At 32.5% G+C, this 23,092-nt stretch carries 8 protein-coding genes; 6 read left to right on the forward strand and 2 right to left on the reverse strand.

Annotation, left to right across the window (positions count from 1 at the left end):
- Positions 1–44 precede the first annotated feature (44 nt).
- Positions 45–1,604 carry a recombinase family protein gene (locus tag E6C50_RS13055; protein WP_136403672.1) on the reverse strand — a complete coding sequence of 520 codons (1,560 nt, stop codon included), beginning with the start codon at positions 1,602–1,604 and terminating at the stop codon, positions 45–47.
- Between the two features lie 474 nt (positions 1,605–2,078).
- Between E6C50_RS13055 and E6C50_RS13060 the strand changes: the two genes are divergently transcribed.
- The 6 genes from E6C50_RS13060 (at position 2,079) to E6C50_RS13085 (ending at position 16,589) form a co-directional block, all read left to right on the forward strand.
- On the forward strand, positions 2,079–5,336 hold the full coding sequence (locus E6C50_RS13060; protein ID WP_136403673.1) for a DEAD/DEAH box helicase: 3,258 nt from the start codon (positions 2,079–2,081) through the stop codon (positions 5,334–5,336).
- A gap of 104 nt (positions 5,337–5,440) precedes the next feature.
- Positions 5,441–10,468 carry a sacsin N-terminal ATP-binding-like domain-containing protein gene (locus E6C50_RS13065; protein WP_136403674.1) on the forward strand — a complete coding sequence of 1,676 codons (5,028 nt, stop codon included), beginning with the start codon at positions 5,441–5,443 and terminating at the stop codon, positions 10,466–10,468.
- Between the two features lie 46 nt (positions 10,469–10,514).
- On the forward strand, positions 10,515–11,873 hold the full coding sequence (locus tag E6C50_RS13070) for a hypothetical protein (RefSeq protein ID WP_136403675.1): 1,359 nt from the start codon (positions 10,515–10,517) through the stop codon (positions 11,871–11,873).
- Positions 11,849–12,523, forward strand: coding sequence for a condensin complex protein MksE (locus E6C50_RS13075; protein WP_136403676.1), 675 nt, complete (start codon positions 11,849–11,851; stop codon positions 12,521–12,523). The genes E6C50_RS13070 and E6C50_RS13075 overlap by 25 nt, the downstream gene beginning before the upstream one ends.
- Positions 12,520–15,681: a hypothetical protein gene (locus E6C50_RS13080; RefSeq protein ID WP_136403677.1), complete on the forward strand. Its 3,162-nt coding sequence runs from the start codon at positions 12,520–12,522 to the stop codon at positions 15,679–15,681. Before E6C50_RS13075 ends, E6C50_RS13080 begins: the two co-directional genes overlap by 4 nt.
- Positions 15,678–16,589: a hypothetical protein gene (locus E6C50_RS13085; RefSeq protein WP_136403678.1), complete on the forward strand. Its 912-nt coding sequence runs from the start codon at positions 15,678–15,680 to the stop codon at positions 16,587–16,589. Before E6C50_RS13080 ends, E6C50_RS13085 begins: the two co-directional genes overlap by 4 nt.
- Before the next feature lie 677 nt (positions 16,590–17,266).
- On the opposite strand, the gene E6C50_RS13090 is transcribed toward E6C50_RS13085, so the two are convergent.
- Positions 17,267–23,077 (reverse strand): Tc toxin subunit A-related protein, encoded by a 5,811-nt coding sequence (locus tag E6C50_RS13090; RefSeq protein WP_136403679.1) that lies wholly within the window; start codon positions 23,075–23,077, stop codon positions 17,267–17,269.
- Positions 23,078–23,092: the final 15 nt, after the last annotated feature.

Below are 23,092 nucleotides of genomic sequence, written 5' to 3' on the forward strand. Positions count from 1 at the left end.
TGTTGTGATGGGAATTGAACTCCCCTAAAGACTCAGAATTTACACTAATAATCTGAAGACAAATGGACTAACTGCTCCGTTATAAAATTTAAGAAGTGCTCATGGTCCGCTTTCGTTGCGGTTTCTACCTCATCAACTCTTAACAATCCCCTATTCGTCAATTCGATACAATTATGAGAAAGTGCCGGACAGATTTTATAAGTTCTTAGTCGGTCGTCTTCATATTGCAAGCCATATCTAAAAACAAACTTCAAAATCATTTGCCTCGCTAGTGGCTCATCGTTTTGACACGCTATTATATCCTGAACGGTATGTATACCACTCATGTATTTTTTCATAAGCTGTAGCTGATTGGCAATATATTCCTCAGTAGCTTTAATAATATCTCTTACCCGGCTATGTTCGGCATTATATTGTTCAGACCATTTCTTGAATGTAATCTTATTAAGTGTTCCTTCAATCAAATGCTCTTCAAGTGATTCCATTTTAGCATCCAATTCCTGAAGCATTTTTTGCCTGCCTCTTATCTGTTGTTTTTCATCTTTCAACAGTTTATCAATTCTTACAGCTGCTTTCTTATTAAGAAGAATCAATTGCTCTTTTGTTAGCTTTAGATGCTCCAATACCAATCTAAACTGTTCATGGATTCTTTTTCCTGGAATATTAACCGAAATATGACTAATACACCTGTAATACAAATAGTATCTACTCTTCCCTTTGCTCCACCCTGCCGTCATATATTTTCCACAACTACACTTCAATAGTCCTTTTAAAAGATAATCTTTATCCAGCTTTAATTTTGATGGCTTTTTACGATTTCTGATTTCTTGCACAAGCCAATAATCGGCTTCGCTTACGATACGTTCGTGAAGGGCTTTTACATACTTTACCTTTCCGTCTTCATCGATCACTTTGATCAGACCAGCATATAAAGTGTTATCCAGTATTCGTGTCACTGCATTATGACCTTTAAGCGGAAAACCTTCCCGATTCATTATAGTTGTGATTTCTCTCAGCGACATACCGGATAAGTAGTACCGGAAAATTTGTTGAACGATTTCTGCTTCCTGATTATTTACAACAAGAATACCTTTACCGAGAAGATCTCTGCTATTGCTATAACCATAAGGTGCTTTATTTACAAATCGTCCTTCCAGATGCGCTCTTTTAATCCCCCGGATGGTTCTGGCACGGATATTTAAAAGTTCTGCATTTGCAGTAGCATACCGGAATGCACGGCTAATGAATACTGTTGGATCTGTCGGATCAATATCAAGTGGTTCGTCCACAGAAACAACCTTAACACCATACTGGCTCTCAAATTTCTTTATCTTCAAAAGAGCCTCGGAAAGATCTCTACTAAAACGATCGTGTTCCATAACGACCATATACTGCACCAGTCCTTTATACCGCTTTATGAATATTTCGAGTGCCTGAAAATCCAATCGGCTAAAAGTAGAACTCCGTTGGCCATTGTCTTTAAAAAGCGCGATGAGTTCCAGTCCGTATTTAGCGCAATAGGCATTTATGGCAGCTTCCTGCACATCTAAGGAGTATCTCGACTGATCCTTCGAACTTAAACGCATATACCCTATCGCTTTCATAATCAGATATCTTATCCTTACAATGTAGTGATATATGATTTGCTACGCAACTATGTCGCAATGTTTCTTATGATTAGAACATAATGTCCAATCTGAATTAACTACCTAGTTAATTAGCTTTTATATTTTAATTAATTCAATCTTAATCGAATCTAGCATTAAGCAAACATCTATTACCTATAAATTCACTCCAGCATAAATAAAAATTTCTCACCACACTACATAACATTTTAACATCATGAAATGTAAAAAACTCTTATCCTATTAAGATCTAGCAGATTAAATCCTCAAACACAATTTCCACACAAAAATATTCGCAAAAAAACACAATAAAACTCTTTTACAATTCTCATTTTTAACCTAATTACGGTTTTACATAATTAAAAAAACCACATTTTTAATACATTTGATTAAATAACAGTTAGTTATTGCATATATTTATTAACTTCAGACAAGCTCATTTAATTTATCTTCATGAAAATAACTTTACCCTCTCTTGAGTCAACTCTCTATCAAAAAACTGGAAGTAAAAATATTATAAGGCAACTATTAGCCTCAAAGCAATCAATACCTCTTAATATATTGCAGGAAAATCGCTTTTACTTAGTGGTAGAAGACAATGTAAATAAAATCTGTCTCACTACCAAAGAAGAATATATTCCCGAAGGAATTGAATATGCTCTTCTTACGAATGTGCTTCCAAATAAACAACGGTTTGAAGAGGATAAAATAATTATAAAAGGATGGGCGAAGCATCCTCTTTTAAAAGAGTACTCACCCAGTGAGATTACGCAATCATGGAAAAATGATTTTCTGTATAAGGAAGAGGATGTAAACGAGCCTGGATTAAGACAACCACAGATTGCTGCATTGCATATGATAATGGGGCACCTGAAACTTCCTTTAGATGCCGCAACCGTTGTAATGCCTACAGGTACAGGTAAAACGGAAACAATGTTGGCTACGCTGGTAGCTAACAGATGTGAAAAGCTTTTAGTTACGGTGCCTTCTGATTCTTTGCGAAACCAGATAGCTGGAAAGTTTTTCAATTTAGGTTTATTAAAACAATTCGCTGTTGTTGGCGAAAAGTCTTTATATCCAATTGTTGGGGTTATTAAGAATAAATTTGAAAGTACTGAAGAGGTTACTGAATTTTTAGAGAAATGCAATGTAGTAGTAAGTACAATGAGTTGGCTTACCAATCAAAATAATGAGACTCAAGAACTTTTCGCCAAAACATTCAGCCATATATTTATTGATGAAGCTCATCATGTGAAAGCGTCTTCGTGGAATGAGTTCCGGAATAAATTCGATAAAGAAAAGGTTATTCAATTTACAGCGACACCATTTAGAAATGATGGAAAGAGACTGGATGGAAAAATTATTTCCAACTTCCCTTTAAAGAAAGCACAGGAACAAGGTTATTATAAAAAGATAGAGTTTATTTCTATCCGTGAATATGAGAAAGAAAAAGCGGATCAAGAAATTGCAAAGGTGGCTGTTGAACGTTTACGTTCAGACTTAGCTGACCCAAATCCCTACAATCACATTCTTATGGCTCGTTGTGCTACGAAAGAGCGGGCAAAAGAAATTTTTAAGTTATACGAAGTTCATAAAGATCTCAATCCTGTTGTGATATATTCGGGAGTACCTAATTTTAAGGAAACTTATGATAAAATACTTCAAAAGAAAACGAGAATAATTGTTTGTGTTGATATGCTTGGTGAAGGTTTCGATTTGCCGGAATTGAAAATAGCAGCATTTCACGATATCAGAAAGAGTCTTCCCATTACATTACAGTTAGCAGGTCGTTTTACAAGAACTAAATATGATGAAGAACTTGGTGATGCCTCTTTCGTTGCCAATATTGCTGATCTCGATGTGAGAGCAGAATTAGCAGATTTGTATGCTACGGATGCAGATTGGAATGAAATTCTTTCAGATGCAAGTTCGGGACAAGTGAACGAACAAATAGAATTCAAGGATTTTATGAGTGGTTTTAAGAAATTGAACAATGCCAACATCCCTTTTCAGAATATCAGACCTAAATTAAGCACAGTTGTTTATAAGAATAAGACTAATGCTTGGAATCCAGGTAATTTTCAAAAAGGAATTCCTGGATATGACAACCTTGAATTTAAATTTCATGATATTAATAGAGAGCATAATATGCTTGTGATAGTCACAGGAAAAAGGTTTGAAGTTGATTGGGTACATGATAAACGGGAAATTTATGATATACAATGGGACATTATTATAGTTTATTGGGAAACCAAAAATAATCTTCTGTTTATAAATAGCTCGGACAATGGAAGTCTTTATACCGAATTAGCTCAAGCAATAATAGACGATAATGCCGAGCTTATCAAAGGAATAGATGTTTTTAAGACTTTTTATAATATAAAAAGAGTAAAGCTGCAAAACGTTGGATTAAGACAGTTTTTAGGCAAAAATATACGTTTTAGGATGATGGTGGGAAGTGATGTTGGAGAAGCGTTGAGCCTAGCCGAAAAACAAAGAGGAGAAAAAGCCTTTGTCATGGGTACAGGTTTTGAAGTTGGTAAACCAGTTAATATAGGAGCTTCATACAAAGGAAGGGTATGGACAAAACTCCAGGGAGATTTAAAACAGTTTAAAAATTGGTGTATAGCATTAGGAAATAAACTAGTAGATGAAAATATTGATCCAAATCAAATTCTTAGAGAAACACTTATTCCGACCCTGAGAACAAATCTTCCAAATGTATTTCCTGTATGGATAGATTGGGATACGGATATCTACCTCGATGTCGAAACTAAATATAACTTCATTATAGACGGAATAAAATATGACCTCTCCAATGTAGAATTATGCTTAGTAAATCCATCTATAGGGGGAGATTTGTTATTTTCTCTTAAATCCGAAACACAAGAAGCTGCTTTCAAGTTGGAACTGTTTGAGAAGAAAGATGGTGATGAGTCATTTGCAGATTTTAAAATAACTCAACAATCAAAAGAACCTGTAGAAGTTCAGTTTGGACGTGCTAAAATTGATGGAGTTACATTCTTTGAAAAATTCATTCCTACTGTTTGGTATGCTGACGGTTCTGCACTTACAGGAAACGAATACTATGAACTCAAACAGCAAATAGGCGTCTATCCTAAAGACGAACTTATATCCTGGAATTGGGATGGTGTGAATCTAAGAAATGAAGCACAAGGCATACAACCTAAGAAAGTTGATTCAATTCAGTACAAAGTCATTGAACAATTAAAGCAAGAAGATTTCGATATCATCTACGATGATGATTATTCCGGTGAAATTGCCGATGTTGTTACTATTAAAGCTCATAGTGATAAAATTGAAATTAAGCTCTATCACTTAAAATTTGCTTTGGATGGTGTTATCAGCAACCAGATCAAGAATTTTTATGAGGTCTGCGGACAAGCTCAAAAATCCGTGCATTGGAAACATAAATCAGGTAAGGAGTTCATTAACCACCTGCTTAGACGGGAAACTAAATCAAAAAAGGGCTTATCCTGTTCCCGACTTGAAAAAGGCAACAGAAATGATTTGATAAAACTGTTGGGAATATTAAAAAACGAAATTCCTGTAGAATATGAAATTTTGATTGTCCAACCAGGGCTCTCAAAGGCAAAGGCGTCTGATGATATTTTAACATTATTAGGTGTTACTGCTACTTACATCAAGGAGTTTGCAGATATTAATCTTAAAGTAATAACGAGTATATAAATAAGACATGACTAATCTATCTACAACATATAAGCAGAAATGGGAAGAGTTCGAGCACAAATTTATAATTCAAGAAAATAACTTAATAAAAGGCATAAATTAATATGAGTTTAAGGAGTGATATTGAAGAAATTTTTAGAAAAAATACAGGCTATGCTGAACCTGAACACGCGATAAATCAGGCTGAATCATTAAAATCTTTATCCGTTGATCTTTATACTGATTCAAAAAGGTTTGTTTATGAATTACTACAAAATGCTGATGACTCAGTAATACCAGGAGTGTCAGTAGAGGTGGGAATAAGGCTTTTTGATGATTTTTTAGTTGTAGCACATACTGGTAAACCTTTTGACAAAAGAGATTTAAGAGGCATCTGCGGTGTTAGTGACGGAACTAAAAAAAAGTCAATTGAAAAAACAGGTTATAAAGGTATAGGTTTTAAAGCTGTATTTGGACAATCAGAAAAAGTAGTTATTTATTCCAATGGAGATTATTTTAGGTTTGATTCAAATTATGCTTTCGAGTGGAATACTACATGGGGAGATAATCAACAAAATTGGGAAATAGATAATGATAGATTGTTTTATTATCCTTGGCAGATTATACCTATATATACCAAACCCGAAGAGGTTGATGAAAGAATCAAAGCCTTTATAAGTGATGGTGGGTTTACAGTAGCAACAATTATTTTATTATCAAAGGGCAAAGAGGATGTAAAAAAAGCAGTTGAAGAATTATCATCAAATGTCAATATGTTTTTATTTCTTAAAAACATACAAGAATTAGACTTTAACATAGCGACTCCAAATATTATTACGCTAAATAGAGAGCAAGATTCTACATCTGTTGAAATTAAACACAATGGAAATACTAAATTTTCATGGATAATTAGATCAGCTAAAATACAAGTTCCAACAGAAATAAGGTTAAAATTAAAAGAAGAAAAGAATATCCCAGATAAACTTTTGAATGCGACTGAAACAGAGTTAACATTTGCCGCAAAAATAGATCAAGATACTATTCAAAAGTTAAGTAGTGATGAGAGATTACTGTATTCATATCTTCCTACAGAAGAAAGAAAATATGCTTTTCCTGTCTTAGTCAATGGTAGCTTTGTGATGAGTGCAAATAGGGAAACATTACATGAAGACTCAAAATGGAATAATTGGCTCTTTGAAAATATTCCTGCTGAATTATTAAATTGGATTTCAGAATTAGTACGTGGAAAATTTGGACAGAGTGCTTATGAATTGATACCAATAAAATCATCTATCAGCAATCTTTTAACTTCGTCTTATCAAAATGGTTTATCAAGCGCACTTAATTCTATTCCTTTTATTCTCTCGAACAAAAATGAATTAATTAGAGCTAATCAAGCATTAATCGATATTACTTCAATTTCAAAAAAAGCTTTTATCACCGAAAGTGCTACAAGAGAATTTGTCATTGATAAAAATAACAGTCAAACAATTCATACAAATCCTTTTCTACCTTACACAGGATATGTCCAAATTTTGAAAAATAGTGGTGTTTCTATTTTTGATTGGGAAGATGTGCCAAAATTGTTAGAATCTAAGGCTTTCCAAAAAAGGCATTCGAGTACTAATAATATTCAGCTAATTCAATTTTTTAAACAACAGTGCGAAATAGAGAATCCGAAAAATATTAATGAAAATAGAATTAAAAATTGGTCTTTTATTCTCGATCATAAAGGGAATATTCTTCCTCCATCCAACATTTATTTTCCAACACCTGATGATGAAAATTGGAATGACCCCAATAGTGAAATTTCGTTTTTGCATGCTGATATTCAAAAATTTTTATTACAAAATGCTGAAACACGGAATTGGTTAGAAAAGATAGGCGTAACTGAGAAAACAGATCTTTCTTATCTCAGAAAAACTATCATTGCTAATGCGTCTGAATATAGTACTCTCGAAAACACATTGGGTACAATAGCGACCATTTTTAGTCTCTATACTAAAAATGAAATTGGCAAAGATGAGCTAGAGAAACTATCTGAACTCAAAATATTAACCAGTAAAGACAGTCTACTACCAGCAAGACTCTGCTATTTTTCCGACACCTATAATCCGAGGCTTAGATTACAAGCGGAACTCTCGGATGATATTTTTATTAGTGAAAGCTATTTGTCTGATAATGCTGATAAAGATGAGTGGAAGCGCTTCTTTAAAATGATGGGTGTGAAAGATGGTATAACAGCTATATCATACCCTAAAACAAGCAGTACTCAGTTGATTCAAGAATATCAATTTTTAAATGATTATTTCAAGGCAGAAGATAAATTTTTTGCACCTTTTCTATCAACATTTCAAGCAAATGAATATTCAGAATTGACAACTTTACTGTTTCTTGCCAAATCCAATCACATCAAGTTTTTAAAAATATTCTGGTCCGATGTTATTAAAAATATAAGTATTGAAGATTTTAATACCCCAGCAATTGCTTATTGGGGACAACAAGGAAAGCCTGGAAGAACTGAAGGTAATGAAGTTGAAAACTATTTAAAATGGTATATCCAAAATAATGATTGTATTCCTACTTTAATGGATACATGCAAAAAAGCAAATGATGTGTATATTAACACTGAAGATATTCTTACTGTAGCAGGAAGCTATTTGCCCATATTTTTTGAAGACGAGCTAACTCAAGATTGGAAAGCCTTTTTTAATTTCAAAACAAAGTTATTATTAGAAGATTACTTAGAAATCTTAACGAAGATAGCTTCTGATATTAAGAGCGATGGTAAAGTAAAGAAAGAGAACGGCACTCGCATTCAAGCCATATATAAAATTCTATTAGATCAATGCACTAATTGGAGTCCAGAAGATATTTCAAAAGTTGAGGAATGGGCTGGTAATGGCTATCTTCTAAGTACTAAAAATATTTTTGTTGAATGTCACAAGCTTAAATTTTTCATGGATGGTAATGAATCAATTTTTCAAGATCAATTTCCTTTTTTAGCTGTTAACGCAGAAAACAAGCAGTCCCCCTCTTTAGAATTTTTCTTAGAGTGTCTTAAAATAAAAATACTGAGAGAAGGTGATTTTGAATTGATATATTCCGAAGAAGAAACTTGTTCCAATTTGATTGATAAATTGAAGTCAATTGTTCCTTACTTCAAGACATGGATTGAAACTCAATCAAACGACCACAGTACTAGAGATTCATTAGAAAATCTTAACAATAATATTAATATGCTAAATGTTTTTCAAGCTGATGAACTCAAAATCAAATATAATGATGTTGATTTTATAAAAAATGTAAATGTACATTTTAATAACTTAGATCTTTTTGTTACAACTCCTTGGAATAGCAATAGTGTCTTATTGAAGTTGCCTGAAATCTTATGCCGACATTTTTATCTATTGGGTCACGACAAGAAATTGGACTTTTTGCTAAGATCAAGCGAGAACGAAATACAACAACATTTTACTCAAGAAAATATTGATATCCCTGAAAAAGTTAACAGTACAGATATTACACCTAATTTTGAAAACAATCACGATGACTTTCTTCAAGTAGAAGGAACAGTTGATAAACCTATTATACCTTCTAATTTCTATCATTTGTCAAAGTCTGATTTTGACTCATTAAATTATGCCAAAAGTATTATAGATAGAGCTGTAAAGAATGTTATTAAATATCTTCAAATCCTTCCAGAATATGATTGTAATGATCATTATATAATTGCAGAAAGTGTAATTGGTGGTATTAAAAAAAATGGCAATGAGATAACAGTTGTAGCAAGACCATCAGATGACGATTTCATCTTGTTATACTATACATCGGAATTTGATGTTCTTGAATATGTCGATGCTGAATTATGGTGTGAAGATGGTTTACACGCACCTAAACAGGTAACATTGGGTCAGTTACTAAAGAAAACCGGTATTAATAAAATTCCAGTGAAGAATATTCATGTTTCTCACTCAGAACTTGATGCACTACTAACCACTCCCAAGAATGATGAATTAGAATTTAATGCAGTTCCGTTTGTACCTCAAAAAATAGCTCAAATTATTTCATCATTTGCTAATACCAATGGGGGGGCATTGATTTTTGGAATTAACGAGATAAATCCGAATAACAATGAGATGGTAGGTCTAAGTAATGATTTCAGAATTGATGAAATCACTAAAAAAGCGATTTCATTACTTCAACCTATTCCACTTGTCGAATATGACTGGGTTCAGGTAGCAGATAAATCTATTTTTATGATCAAGACTACTAAATCAGAAGATGATATTTTACTTGACAACAAAAAGTACATAAGAAAGGAATCTAAATCATTTGTAGAGGAAACATCAGCCGAATCTGGCATAACTTTACATGTCCCAAGCTTTAATAAAACAATTGCAATTATTATTGGCATTGAAAACTATCTTCCCAAAAACAATATATCTCCGGTAAAATATGCAAATGCTGACTGTCAGAAATTTAAGAATGTCTTGATTAACAATTTAGGTGTAGAAGAAAGTCAAATTTATACATTCATTAATCATGAGGCTCTTAAAAGTTCTATTGAATACGATTTAAGAGGTTTGTTTTTAGAATTAAGTGAAAATGATAGATTGATTTTTTATTATGTAGGACATGGCTTTCATAATGGTATAACTAATTATTTATCAACTTACGATATGCATAAAAGTAACATACCTGGAACGGCAGTTTCATTAAGAACAGTTTTATTAGATCCATTACAAAAATCAAAATGTAAAAATGCACTTATTTTTATAGATGCCTGTGCTCAAAGTTTTCAAGATGAAAATGAGAGGAATCAAATTTCTAATATTAACGAGGAAGAGTTATTGCTTATTTCTAATGACTTTCCTCACTATGCTACGTTTTTATCATGTCAAACTGGACAAAGCTCATTTTCAAGTGACAATTTGAAAAATGGTATATGGACATATCATCTCGTGGAAGGTATAAGTGGTAATATCCCTGAAGTAATTAAAGCCAATAAATATATTACGGATAGATTACTTAGCGACTATCTTTCGACCAGTGTAGCTGCATATACAATAAAAGAACTTGGAAAACATCAAAATCCAAAAACAATACTTGATTCAAGTTATGAAAATGTTATTGCTGAGTCTAATCCCTAATTAGAAAAAGTTATTATGTAGCACTAATAAACAAAAACTGATATTAATGACTAACAAAGAGCTATACACCAAATACGACCTTCTTCTTCCTTCAAAATTTGATGGAGGCTATTTGATTATTGCTCTTTATGAAAAAATCAAAAACCGTGAAATCGAAGAATACTTCACACAAAAGGAGATCAACGAAATTTTATCGGATATAAAAGCTGAATTCAATTTAGATTCCATTCGTCCATGGAATAATATTAAAGATAATCTTTTCCACTATTTCCTAAGGAGCCATCCCGATGAGCCGTGGAAATATTACCTGACAGACTATGCTAAAAATGTAGTGGATTTAATGGTAAGCAAATTAGAAAATCCATACAAGAATCATCCGCTGAAAAAAAGTGTGCAAGACTCATTTACAATACGACATGGTGAAATCAATACTATTGAAGAGCTTGAAAGAAAATTCGGAAGAATATTTATACAAGGGTCAAAGAAAATTATTACGGATCATTTAGAGGCATTGGAAGATGAATTGCGTGAGGCATATAAAGAATTAAATGATATTCTCAGAAAAGAAGACGAACACAGTGCAACTTCTTTAGTACGAGAGTTTACTGTTGTTTTTAGAAAGTTCGGAGAAAGAGCAGAAGATATTACAGAAGCCATTATTTCCAAAGACCAATTTCTTGGTAATTTACTAAATGTTGTCGATCATTTTTATAGAAAAATGGAAGACGATGGGAAATTTGACACAGTCAATGTACAGAAAAGTAAGAGTGATTGGGAAAAAGCACAGGAAATATATACAGATATCAGGGAATTTTTCACTTCGGTTGATAGCAAAGTTTACATTATCCGCAGGCAAATCAATCACGCCAGTGAGAAATTGACGGAGTTACAGGAACAATTTTCTTCCAGAGCCTTCTTTAGATTGCAAATAAAAAAATTACACAGGACAATGTTGGAAAGTTCTCGATACACTCCTGACGGCGTAAGGTTTGGCAGTAATTTCCCACTAAAACAATTGATATATGAGCCTGTCCGAATGTTATACCCAAGATATTATGAGTTTGAGCCTCCAAAGCCCAATATCATTGTAAACGTTGAGGTTGATGAAACATATGAACGTAGTGAAAAGCAGAAAATAACGAAAGAAATCAACCGCCAGCAAATCATCAATCAATGGGTTGATAAAGCCAAAGATATTCTGGAAAGCAAAGGGCAATTGTCTATAGATGAATTGATGAATAGTATCATGGATGAAGAAAAGGATCTGTCAATTGCTTATCAGGTAGCATCTCGTATGACAGCTTATACTTCAGAGAATAACGATGTATTTATCGATGTAGAACAAAAAATCATTTCCTTGTCACAACATAACCTATCCCTATGGAAAACGAAAATTATGAAATAAGCGATTATTCTTTTCTCACAGAGGAGAGTGTTGAAAAACATTTTGCAGACATCAATATTCTGTTGTTGTCTGGCAAACATATCGACCACAAGTATTATGCAGAGTATACCGTACTGGAAAGCTATGAATCGCAGTGGAGAAATTTTTATAGTAACTTATACAGGCTTAATCTTGTTGCTGATATCTCTGATAGAAGTCGATATTATTATCTCGATTTTACGGAAAACGGGAAAGGAAAATTAAGCGATGCAAATCGTAATAAAGAGCTTACTGAATTACAAACACTTATTGGGCTGACGCTTTTGGATATGTATTATCAAAAGTATTTCGACGAGGAAAAGATTATTCACTGGAACGAGATCAAAACACAAATACTGGAGAGTGATCATCAAGAAGCATACAAAAGGATTTTGTTTAATGATATAAGGGATTCTTATGATGAAAAAGAATGGAGTACAGTAGAAAGCAAATTTGGTAAAACGATAGACAGCTTTGATAAATTAGGCTGGGTAGAAAAGCAATCGGGGAGAAATGAAGAATTAGTCTTTGAAATAAGACCTGCTATTCACCGTTTAACCAAATTGTATCAGGAGGAGCTTCAGAATTTTGAGTCATTTAGCCAACAACTTAAAAATGATGAAGTACTATGAGTTATCCAAGAATCTATTCCTTATCCACAGTTGGTATTCTGAAACACTATATACACGACTACCTTTTTCATCCGACAAGAACGGATTTTGTTGGTGCAAATGGTGTTGGAAAATCCATTATTGCCGATTTGCTCCAAATGATTTTTGTCTATGATAAAGACATTATCAAATTCGGCACTGATGGAGTAAAGAAAGAAGAACGACAAATCAATACTCTTCCCTATAAAACAAAATGTGCCTACTGTTTCTTGAATATAGAGGTAAATACTGGTAAATTTATTACCATCGGAATACAGATAAATAGCCAGAAGGGAAAACGTGTAATTCCTTTTGTAATTACAAAACAGGCAGATCTAAGCCTGAAAATAAATGAACTGGCTCTTGAAAAAGAAGAGCTTATTTTCGCTAAAGATTTATTGAAGGAAAAAGAAGCTGGAGAGAAAGAAATAGTGGACATACAGGATTTAGCAACATTCCTATATCAAAAGTATGGACTTCGATTGAATTTCTTCGGCAACAATGAAACTGTCAATAACTATTACAAGTTCCTTTATGACAAAAATGTATTACCTCTGAATCTTAGCCAGGACAAAAATCTAAAAGCTTTTGCTAAGGTCATACAATCTTTTTCAAAAGCTAAGACACTGAATTTAAGTGGAAATCAGGCTTCCAGAAACTTAAAAGAATTTCTCTTTGAAGAATCCGATGAAGATATTCTTACCAATTTTCAAAAAGAGCAATCCGAACTAGAAAAGATATTGAGAGAATATGAAAGTCTTAATAAAGACATTCAAAATTTGTCCATCAAGCAAAAAAAGTTAATCAATTTAAGACAGTCGGAACAGTCTCACAAAGTAAAATTCAAATCATTTAAAGAGGCTGAATTACAAAACGCCTTTATAGAATTAAAGCAATTAGAACAAAGAGAATCAGAAGGAAAAACACTGATAACGACCCAAGAGACTGAATTTACTGAACTAAAAACGGCTATCGAAAATCTTCCAGTAGAAGAAGAAAAAATAAAAAAGAGTTATGAGGAAGCGGATGAAAATTTTAATATGTTCAACCGTTATCAAGACTTATCTAACAGCATAGAAATGTTGGGTAAAGAAGTCGATGAACTTAAAATGCTTATCCTTCCTGAAGTAGATGATAGCTGGGCGAATGAGATTCAAAGAATTGACATTTCAAATAGAAATATTCAAGATATAAAAAACGAGATCACTTTTGCAAAACCTTATCTGGAAAAATACAAAACACTTGAAAAAATTATCCAAATCCGAAAAGAACAATCGGAGATTTTGGATGAATTAAAATCATCCTTAAAAAATGATAAGGCAACCAAAGAAAAACTATTAGAATTATTGCAGGACAATAATGAAAATGGACTTTTATACTGGTATATTAAGAATCTACCCTCGTTAGATAATGAAAAATTACAGGCCATTTTGCATTACGCAACCAAACCTATTTCTGAAGTTTCTAATCCTGACAATTTATCTCAATATATCAATCCCGATGAACTAATTAAAAATTTTGAAGCTAATCCATCTAAAGATGGTATCTGGCTTAAATTGGGTGCATTACATCAATTTATACAATTTAATCCAGATGCAACGCTATTGGGAGACAAAGCAAATCTGGAACAATCTGTACAACAGTTAATTCAAAAATTGAACACCGAAATCAGTTTCATAAATATCAAACTGGAAGCATTAGAGAATATCGTAGATGGAAAGCCTTACGATGTAAGTCTATTTAGTTATTTTTTTGATATCTCTATTGCTGTTTTTAGCAATATTGAAAAATTAAAAAATGCCGTAGCCTGTGTTTTACAGATTGATGAAAAGACCTCTCAATTGCAATCACAAAAGAAAAGAGAAGAAGAAGACCTATTGGAAATAAAAAACCGATTTAAAATTGAATATGATGAGCTGGAAGTCGTAAAAAAAGAATTATTGAGGGTTCGTAAAGAATGGAGTGATAAGAAAGACCAGTTTTATGAACAAAAAGGAGCTAAACAAAGTAAGTTCAAATCTCTTGAAATTAAAATAAAGAGCGACAAACAAGACTTGCAGATAATCATTGGTAATCTGATTAAGAAGCAAACAGAATTCACTACGCTCAATAGCGCTTATTATCAACATTTCCTAGAGAACATAACAGACTTTCCTTTAACACTTAGAAACACAGAAGAATTGGAGCAAGCTTATAATGGTTTGTGGGAAGAATATAAAACAGCATTTATTGGCATTTCGAATTTATTTGAAGAAACGAGTGATGAGAAGAATCTGGCAGTGCAATTAACGATTAAAAACCAGGATTTTTCATTCAGGGTTTTGGAAGAAGCATTATTGGGTAATAAAATCAAATCTACTGACGATATCACTACTGCTTTAGACGAAGCTAATCAAACCCGAACAACAATAGCCAATGGTATCAGGGACAATATGATTAAAATATTCAGTAAAACTACTGAGCGATACGAAAAATATGATGACCAAGTAAAAAGAATAAACGCATTCTTTGTTGATAGAAAGATTAGTGATAAGTTTTATTTCAAACTTGAATTTGACGGGAATAAAGAAATAAAGATTGATTATATCAAGCAGATAGCTTACGAGGTTCGTAATACAGCCACAAAAGGAGAGTTACAGTTTGGACAATCTATAGTGGATTTCATTGAAGATTTTTTCAGGAAACAAGCAAAAATCAAAAACAAAGTTCCGATTGATAAATTACTAAACCCCAAAACATACTTTGAACTGTCAGCTAAGCTCACAGATCAGTTTGGAACAGAAGTTCCTGGTAGTACCGGAGAAACTTATTCAGCTATTGCGTTACTGGGGATTGCAAGACTTTCTGCCGTACAAAAGGAAAAACGTAACGGTTTAAGATTTATCATTTTGGAAGAATTAGGAAGTTTGGATAATACCAATTTTAATACCTTTCCTGCTATCGCAGAGGAATTCCAATATCAGATTATAACAATGGCACCACATACATTCAATATCGGTTTGTCTGATGAATGGTATGCTCATCATTTGATTAAAGGAAAAGAGGATGATAATATCAACTATTGCCCCTCAGCTTCCTATTTTAAAACAAAGGACAACAACGAAGATTTGAATATCTATATAAACAGAATAGAAAAATGAATTGGATTGAGTTAAGAGCGTTAAATAATTTATATTCAAACGGTGACGTAAAAATAAATGATACTCTAGCGAAAAGTGGTGAAATTAATTACCTTATTAATTCTCTCAGAATACTTGAGAGAACTCATAATAAGCTTTTTGTTTTAGAGGGCTTTACAGAACTGTATGAAAAAGATTATCTGGAGAAATATCACCGCTATGAAACTTTTTTATCAGACAATGAATTATTAAAGCCCCAACTTCGCTTTGAAGAATCTGATATTCAAATATTAATTGGAATAAAAGAAGATATGGATAATGGCAATTTAGAGCCATTGCGGGAGCAGATTATAAAAAATGAAGCAACTGTTAGAATCGTATCTCTTATGTTTTTCAAAAATGAAAAGTATCTATTAGGCAAAGACGCTTTGATCAATGCTGTTAAATTACTTTTGAATATTGACGAATTAGCTGATGATAAGGATTTACAATATAAATATGTGCTTGAATGTAATAATCCCACTTGCATTGTACTTTGTGAAAACATTGATTTTTTAAAGCGTCCTACATTAGCTAGAGCTAACAATATAGAGTTATGGTATGCTGGTGGTAAAAATGTTACTAAATTGGATTATGCAGATACAAGAGGGTTGCCTATCTACTACTCTTGTGATTGGGACTATGATGGTTTGTTCATCATTTATCCTTTGGTAAAAGAAAAAATACCAAATATTGAACTACTTACGCCAAATGGTACTCCAAAAGGTATCGTAGAAACTGAACATAATAGTAAATGGGAGAACATCAAGGATAGAAATATTAATTCTCTACTAACACCTATTCAATTAGACATCATGAATGAGCTAATAAAACTCGATCAATGGATAATCGAAGAATCTAATAATTTGATTGATATGGTTAATAGATGATTATTCTTTACTTATATCTTTGAATCAACATATTGATCTCTCTTTTATAAAATCAGAAAGCATTTAACAAAAAGGTTTTTCTCTAATGAAATTTGTAATTTCATTAGAGAAAAACCAAAAAAATACTACTTAGTCTCTCAAAACCTTACTCAAAACCTTTAAAAAATCAAATAAAAGTTCAAAAGTACTCCCATCCTTGGTACAAAAGCTTCAAACTATGTTTGGAGCTTTTTTATTTTACAACGTATTAAATATCAATTGTTTACAAAATAAATCCGATTTCAAATCCTCGCTTTTTTCAAAATTGCGTTTATAGTCTATCGAACCAATCCAATAAAACATAAACAACTAAACAACAAGACATTACAACCCTAAAATCAGGTTTTTTAATCAATTTTACATTGGTTTCCCAGCATGTTGGTTGACAGGACATGAACCACTACAACAAACTGATTTACAAGCAAAAACGAAATTAAAAAATTCATTTTTACCCTCTAATGATCAACAGGGTTATTTTCTTTAGGAAAGTGACGATATTTTTAAGATTTACTAGTTATGACAAAAACATTCAAAGGGTATCCTCAGAAAACAATAATAAATCTGTAATCCAATCGATACCCTTATTCAGACAAAAATCAAGAGCGTCTCGACTCTTATTTTATAGTATAGAAGAACCTTTAGAGAATTGTTAATCTAACCGTCAATATAATATCTGATATTTGTGATTGTTTTTCCTTGCCACGTGTGAGTTTCCATTCTTTTGACTCTTCTTTTGACTTTTCAATAATTTCGAAACCTTCAAAAGGCATGTAACGACCATCATTCATGCTCTCCGGAAACACACCAAAATCATTAATTCCTCTGGATATTTCAATTTCCTGATCTAAAACATTGTTTTTTAAAGTGATGTCAAACGTTTCGTAAGGACCTACTACTCCCGGAACAGAAACACTTAGACTTTTTATTCTTAATCTATTTGATTTATTGGAATTAAAATCGTTTTTAGATAAATCAAATGAAATCTCGCCTCCTTTACTAATAAAATTTTCCCAGTCAGCAGCAGGATTTTCACTTTCAAACTTATTACGCAAAGAAATTACTTTTTCAACTTCTTTTCTTCGAACATTATTACGGAAGTAACTTTCTTTTAATTGTGTTAATGCCAGTTTAAGCGCTTCTCCCGCTAATAATCCTTTCTTTAAGCTATCCCATGAATTTTGTGGTATAAATGAATCTGTACGATCAAGTTCGTAATTATATGAATCCTGTAGTTGGTTTAAAGAACGTAGACCAATCTGATACACTGAAAAATAAAGCGATGAAAGCTTAGTAGACATCCAGGAATAGAGATCGACATTCGTAAATTTAGTCGTTAAATGGTCTAACATGGTTTGTTGTTGAACAATTCGCATTTTATGCTCCTCCAGATTATTTTTGATGATTTCCAATCTTTTTTTAGTGGCTTGTATATTGATAGCGATCTCTTCCAAATGGATCATGCTTATATTAATTTCTTTAGCTAAATCCAATGCTCTTCGTTTAGCTTCCGCCTCATCTGTGACAAGCTGTGCTTTTAATATTTTGTTATGAGCAATCATATCAGTAACATTAGCAACAGCTTCTACAGCTTCTCCAAAACGCATTCCTCCATTAGCCAATCCAAAGGTATTGGGTAACAAATGGGCTATTGCGGCTCCTGCACGAACTTTATTTGCGATTAATTGAAGGTTATGCGCTTCATGCTGCATTGTAAAAGCACTTCTTTCCTGTTCGATGATTCCTGATCCAATTAGTTTATGGTAGTAATCTAATTGTAATTGAGCTGATTTCCGGTTTGTTTGTAATGCATTTAACTGTAGTTCAATTTCCTGAATCTGCAATTCAAAATTCTGCGTAACAAATAGTTCTGCTGCCATTGTTTGGGTATGCATCAGTAGCTGGATTTCTTCGTTGTCTTTTTGCTGCAAAATAGAATAAAACTGATTTCCAAATTGGATTACGGTGTCGATGATGGATTCCGTAACGGACATCAAATCCCGGAATTGGTAAATTCTCTTTTTATCCTGTAATGACTGAAGTCCGTGATTATCTAATGAATTAGCTTTACGCAACAACTGTACACTCACCGGATCGATAACCGTTCCGTATTCAGAAGGCGTAAATCGGCTGCCATCTATATTGAGTCCATTTCTTAGATTATATAGACGCCCTTGTACTTTCTTTATTAATTCATTGATGGTATTATGGCTAGGAGTACCAAAATAGTCATTCTCTTTATTTTTTATAGATGAAAAAGAACGATCGTTTTTTGGATCTAATTTTTCATTAGCATTACATATTATAATTTCCTCGCCTAATAAATCTTCAACTTGTAAGTAAAGTTGTGTGGCATGGTTTATACTCTCCCAGGATACGATACGGTATTCATTATCGGCCCAGTCAAATAAAGTATTAACATATTGCTCAAACAACCATTTATTCAACAATTCTTTGTCTTTATCATTTTGATCAAAAAAGTATTGTAGCACATCTTTTTCCCTTTTATAAGGATTAAACACTTTTTCCAACCATTTTACAGCTTCTTCATACTGAAGATTATTACGTAAATAAGAAGCAATTAAGCAAGGAATGTAGACAAAAAATTCTTTGGCGTATAATGTATCGGTACTATTACGAATGTATTTAGTCGCATTACAAGTATTTTCTTGAGGGCTTATTTCTCCGGAGGGAGCATATGTATAAGTTTGATTGTAATTAATCTTACTTTCTGGAAAAAGTTTATTATTCAAATCTTTTTTTAAAACCTCTTCATTATAGATTGTTGCTAAGCCTTCTTTACCCACTAATTTTTTTAGAAATAGTGAAAATTTATTTCCAATGGGAATAATGTTAAAAATATGGGAGCTTTCATTAGTTATATCGTAAGCTCCTTTTTTTTCTGTACATGAATATACATTTTCGAGTTTTTTATCAACTATCAAATATGTATTTAAAGAAGAATTAAAAATAAACCCATTTATCCCTCCAATTTTTAAAAAATTTCGATAGCTAATATACTTATAGTCAATATTATTTATATACACAGAGTTGTCATCAAACACATCAAATTTTAACTCAAGAGCCGATTTATTTTCAGAGGATACTTTGCCTCTACACTCTATTGATTCGTATGAAAATAAGCTTTGATTTAATAGAAAAAAATCTTGATTATTGATGTTTCTAAATCTTGTAATCAAACCTTTTTTTCCATTTTTATCTTTTGTAAGAGGAATTAATTCATCCCATAATGCTTCAAATTTAAATTCTTTTCCGTTGTAGGAAATTTTATTGTCCACAGATATTTTTCCTCGAAACAATGGTCGATATCCATAAAAAACGGGGAAATTTGGCAAATTAATTTGACCCAAAATTTGACCCCAAAAGGCTAAATGTATTATTATTGAATCTCCTGTAAAAAACAATATGGGTTTAAAAGAAAAAGGCCTTCCCTTATTTTCAATTTCAGAAGTATTCCATTTTTTTTCATTACCCCAATTCCCATTGATATCTTGACTTACTGAGCATGTTTCTATCAAATATTTTTTTGACTCATTATTTGAATTATTGTCACTATTTGATTCAGATAATCTAGCGTAAAAAATGTAAATTCTATTAAATGCATAAATAATATTTAGTGAGTTTATGTCTGCATCTATTTGAGTATTAATTTTTTTCCACTGGGAAGTATTTAGTAATTTGGATTCAGGCCTTATTTCAGTATTTAAAAAATAAAACGTATTCTTTTCATTAGAACATTTTGCAAGTAAACACAGGTTTTTTTTATCTTTTAATTTATAATAATGAGAAGTAACAATTTCATTCATGGACAAATGCGACCATTGCTCCAAATAGTCCATCAATGACGATTTAATGACATCATCATTGACTTTATCCCCCTGAAGTTTTAATTTTAATTGTTTATATAAATCGCTTGCAGTATCCAAATTATCGATCTGAAAATACTCATTGGGATAGAGTTCTAATTTTTGCTCCGCTTGCCAGATTCTGAACTTTTCGATCTTTAGCCATTCTTCAGCAGTAATTTGACTAACTTTTTCTGAATCCACATTCTCTAATCCGGATTTCACATTCGCCATATACCACTGTACCGCATTGATAGCTTCTCTAAGCGGAGTGATTGCTATTTTATCGGATGCTTGTACATCCATCAACAAATATTCCGACAGTCGATCTGCATTAGTAATGTCATCATAATTTTCACTAAGCTTCTGAAAAACCATAGGTACCAGTATATCTCTGTCAGCCATTAATTGTTCTCCATACAGTTCTTCAGTTAACACTGAATCTAGCTTATCTAATAAAAGTTTTTCCTGCTTTTCCACCATCATACTTCTTATTACTGTAGCTGTATCCATTGCGGAGAGTTGAAGTTTGTTGTATATTTTGCGATAGACACTAACTTTATACAGAGTTTGATACAACAAACCGCGATCTGAAGATCTCGAGATTTTATACTGCCCGAATATTTCTGTGATTTCCTCCGGATTACATTTTTCTTGTTTCGCAACCTGTTGAATTAAGAGTTCTCTATTGATTTTCTCATCGGATAAACATTGGATCAAACCTGAATTATCACCAGTTGACTCATCGAGGTATTTTTGCAGATGGAGAATACCAATAAGGTAATCAAACGTGTTTTTCAAATAGATCTTACTATCCTTTTTCATCATTATATGATCCAGGAAAATAGAGACCACCTCTTTTCTAATGTTTAGGGTTTGAGCGAAAACTAATGCCGCATATGGAGACATCAAAATCTCCGCTAATTTGTTTTCAAAGAAACTGTCGATGATTTTATTCTCTACTAATTTAAAATTCAGGTTGGAATTCTCTTGAACAAATTCATCTAAATTATTAATGAATTTTTTAACGTTAGGTTTTACAGTTTTCTTTACGAGTTCTATATCTATATCAATTCCAGCAGGAAAATAGTTTCGGATTTTATTTAGTGTAATACAAATTACAATAATAGACGCATCTAAACCACTGTTTGATAAGTATTTATTTGCGTCAAACTCACCAAATTCGTTTAAGCCAATAATTGAATTTGACAAATACCTATTTACTTCCTTTTGAAAATCAGAGAGAACTTTGTCATTTTCTAAATCTTTTGAGGCAGCAAGGTGTACGAACTCAGAAATAATTTTTACAATAATTTCTTTAAAGCGTTTCAAGAAGTTATAGATTTCATCTACAGTACGTCCAGTATGTTGAATTCTTTTAATCAGTGATGCAATCTCAAAAAGATTTGACTGCAATTGAATAAAGTTCTTCGAACCCTGAAAAGGCTTACCAGGACTATACCAGTTATATAAAGCTTCTACATTACCCGGCAAGCGATATAACTCATTCAATGAAGAGATATTTTCCAAAAAATGGAGTATGTTTTCTTCGTCTGTACTTTGGCTTTTAATATTTTTATTGGTAAAAGAAAGGTTGATGCTGGATAGTCTGTTTTTAACCAGTGATTTATTTAGAAATTCTGATTTTTTAATGTCTTCAAACACCTCTGCAATTAGGCTCAAGCGGGCGATTTTTTCTATATTTTCTTTAGAGAATTCTTTAATTTCAAGGACTTGTAAAACAGCAGTAAGTGTTGAATAGTTCCACTTTGTTGCATTGGCAAGGATCATAAAAGACCTTAGTTTTTTGAGATCTTCTTTTCCTATTTTGAGAGAAACTTCATTTTTTTGATACACTAATGAAATTTCTCCCATACCAAAATAGGATAAAAACGCTTTATTATTTATCAGGTTTGAGAGCTTTTTTTCCAAGTTTTCATTTGCATAGAAAAGCTTATTGATAGCTATGTCATCAGTATTTTCTAGCCAGTTTTCCTGATCAGTACTGCCGCTTGTAATGATTTTGACATCTTCACTGTTTAAACCCAGTCTTGAATTGACCCATTCAATGCTTTTGTACGATTCAGGATCTAATTTAGCTGTGATTTCATGCAGAGGAAGTTCTACTTTCTCTAATCTGTTTTTGATGATTTCGAATGTTCTATTATATGGGATAAAACTAATTGTTCCCGCAGCAATGTCTTGCCATATTGGATTCTCATGAGAAACTCTCTTCCAACTATTTTTATCAGGACTGCTCCAATCTGTTAGCTTATTCAGCAATACATTCACTACGCCTTCGAGGTAGTGATGCTTATTTCTATTATTATTGGCATTGATCTGAAGCAGGTTTAAATCGGGACGACGTTGAAACAATTCTAAACCTTCCTGTTCTTCTGCATGTTCTACAAAGTCCTTTTTCTGTTCATCTGAATGTTCTACAAAGTCCTTGTTTGTAGCTATATCCAACAGATAGACTAAATAGGCGCCAGGCCCGTATACGCTGTAGTCTTCAGAAATATTGTTGTATTCCTCGTTTGGGAATAGTGTTTTGTAGTTAGTTGGTGTGTTAAATACTTTTTTCATATCTTATAGTAACAA

Origin of the sequence: Flavobacterium supellecticarium (genome assembly GCF_004801375.1) — a bacterium.
In the GTDB taxonomy this organism is placed as follows: domain Bacteria; phylum Bacteroidota; class Bacteroidia; order Flavobacteriales; family Flavobacteriaceae; genus Flavobacterium; species Flavobacterium supellecticarium.

Coding starts and splice junctions, on each gene's coding strand:
- E6C50_RS13055 (WP_136403672.1), bottom strand. CDS start 1,604: ATGAAAGCGATAGGGTATATGCGTTTAAGTTCGAAGGATCAGTCGAGA.
- E6C50_RS13075 (WP_136403676.1), top strand. CDS start 11,849: ATGGAAAACGAAAATTATGAAATAAGCGATTATTCTTTTCTCACAGAG.
- E6C50_RS13090 (WP_136403679.1), bottom strand. CDS start 23,077: ATGAAAAAAGTATTTAACACACCAACTAACTACAAAACACTATTCCCA.
- E6C50_RS13070 (WP_136403675.1), top strand. CDS start 10,515: ATGACTAACAAAGAGCTATACACCAAATACGACCTTCTTCTTCCTTCA.
- E6C50_RS13065 (WP_136403674.1), top strand. CDS start 5,441: ATGAGTTTAAGGAGTGATATTGAAGAAATTTTTAGAAAAAATACAGGC.
- E6C50_RS13085 (WP_136403678.1), top strand. CDS start 15,678: ATGAATTGGATTGAGTTAAGAGCGTTAAATAATTTATATTCAAACGGT.
- E6C50_RS13080 (WP_136403677.1), top strand. CDS start 12,520: ATGAGTTATCCAAGAATCTATTCCTTATCCACAGTTGGTATTCTGAAA.
- E6C50_RS13060 (WP_136403673.1), top strand. CDS start 2,079: ATGAAAATAACTTTACCCTCTCTTGAGTCAACTCTCTATCAAAAAACT.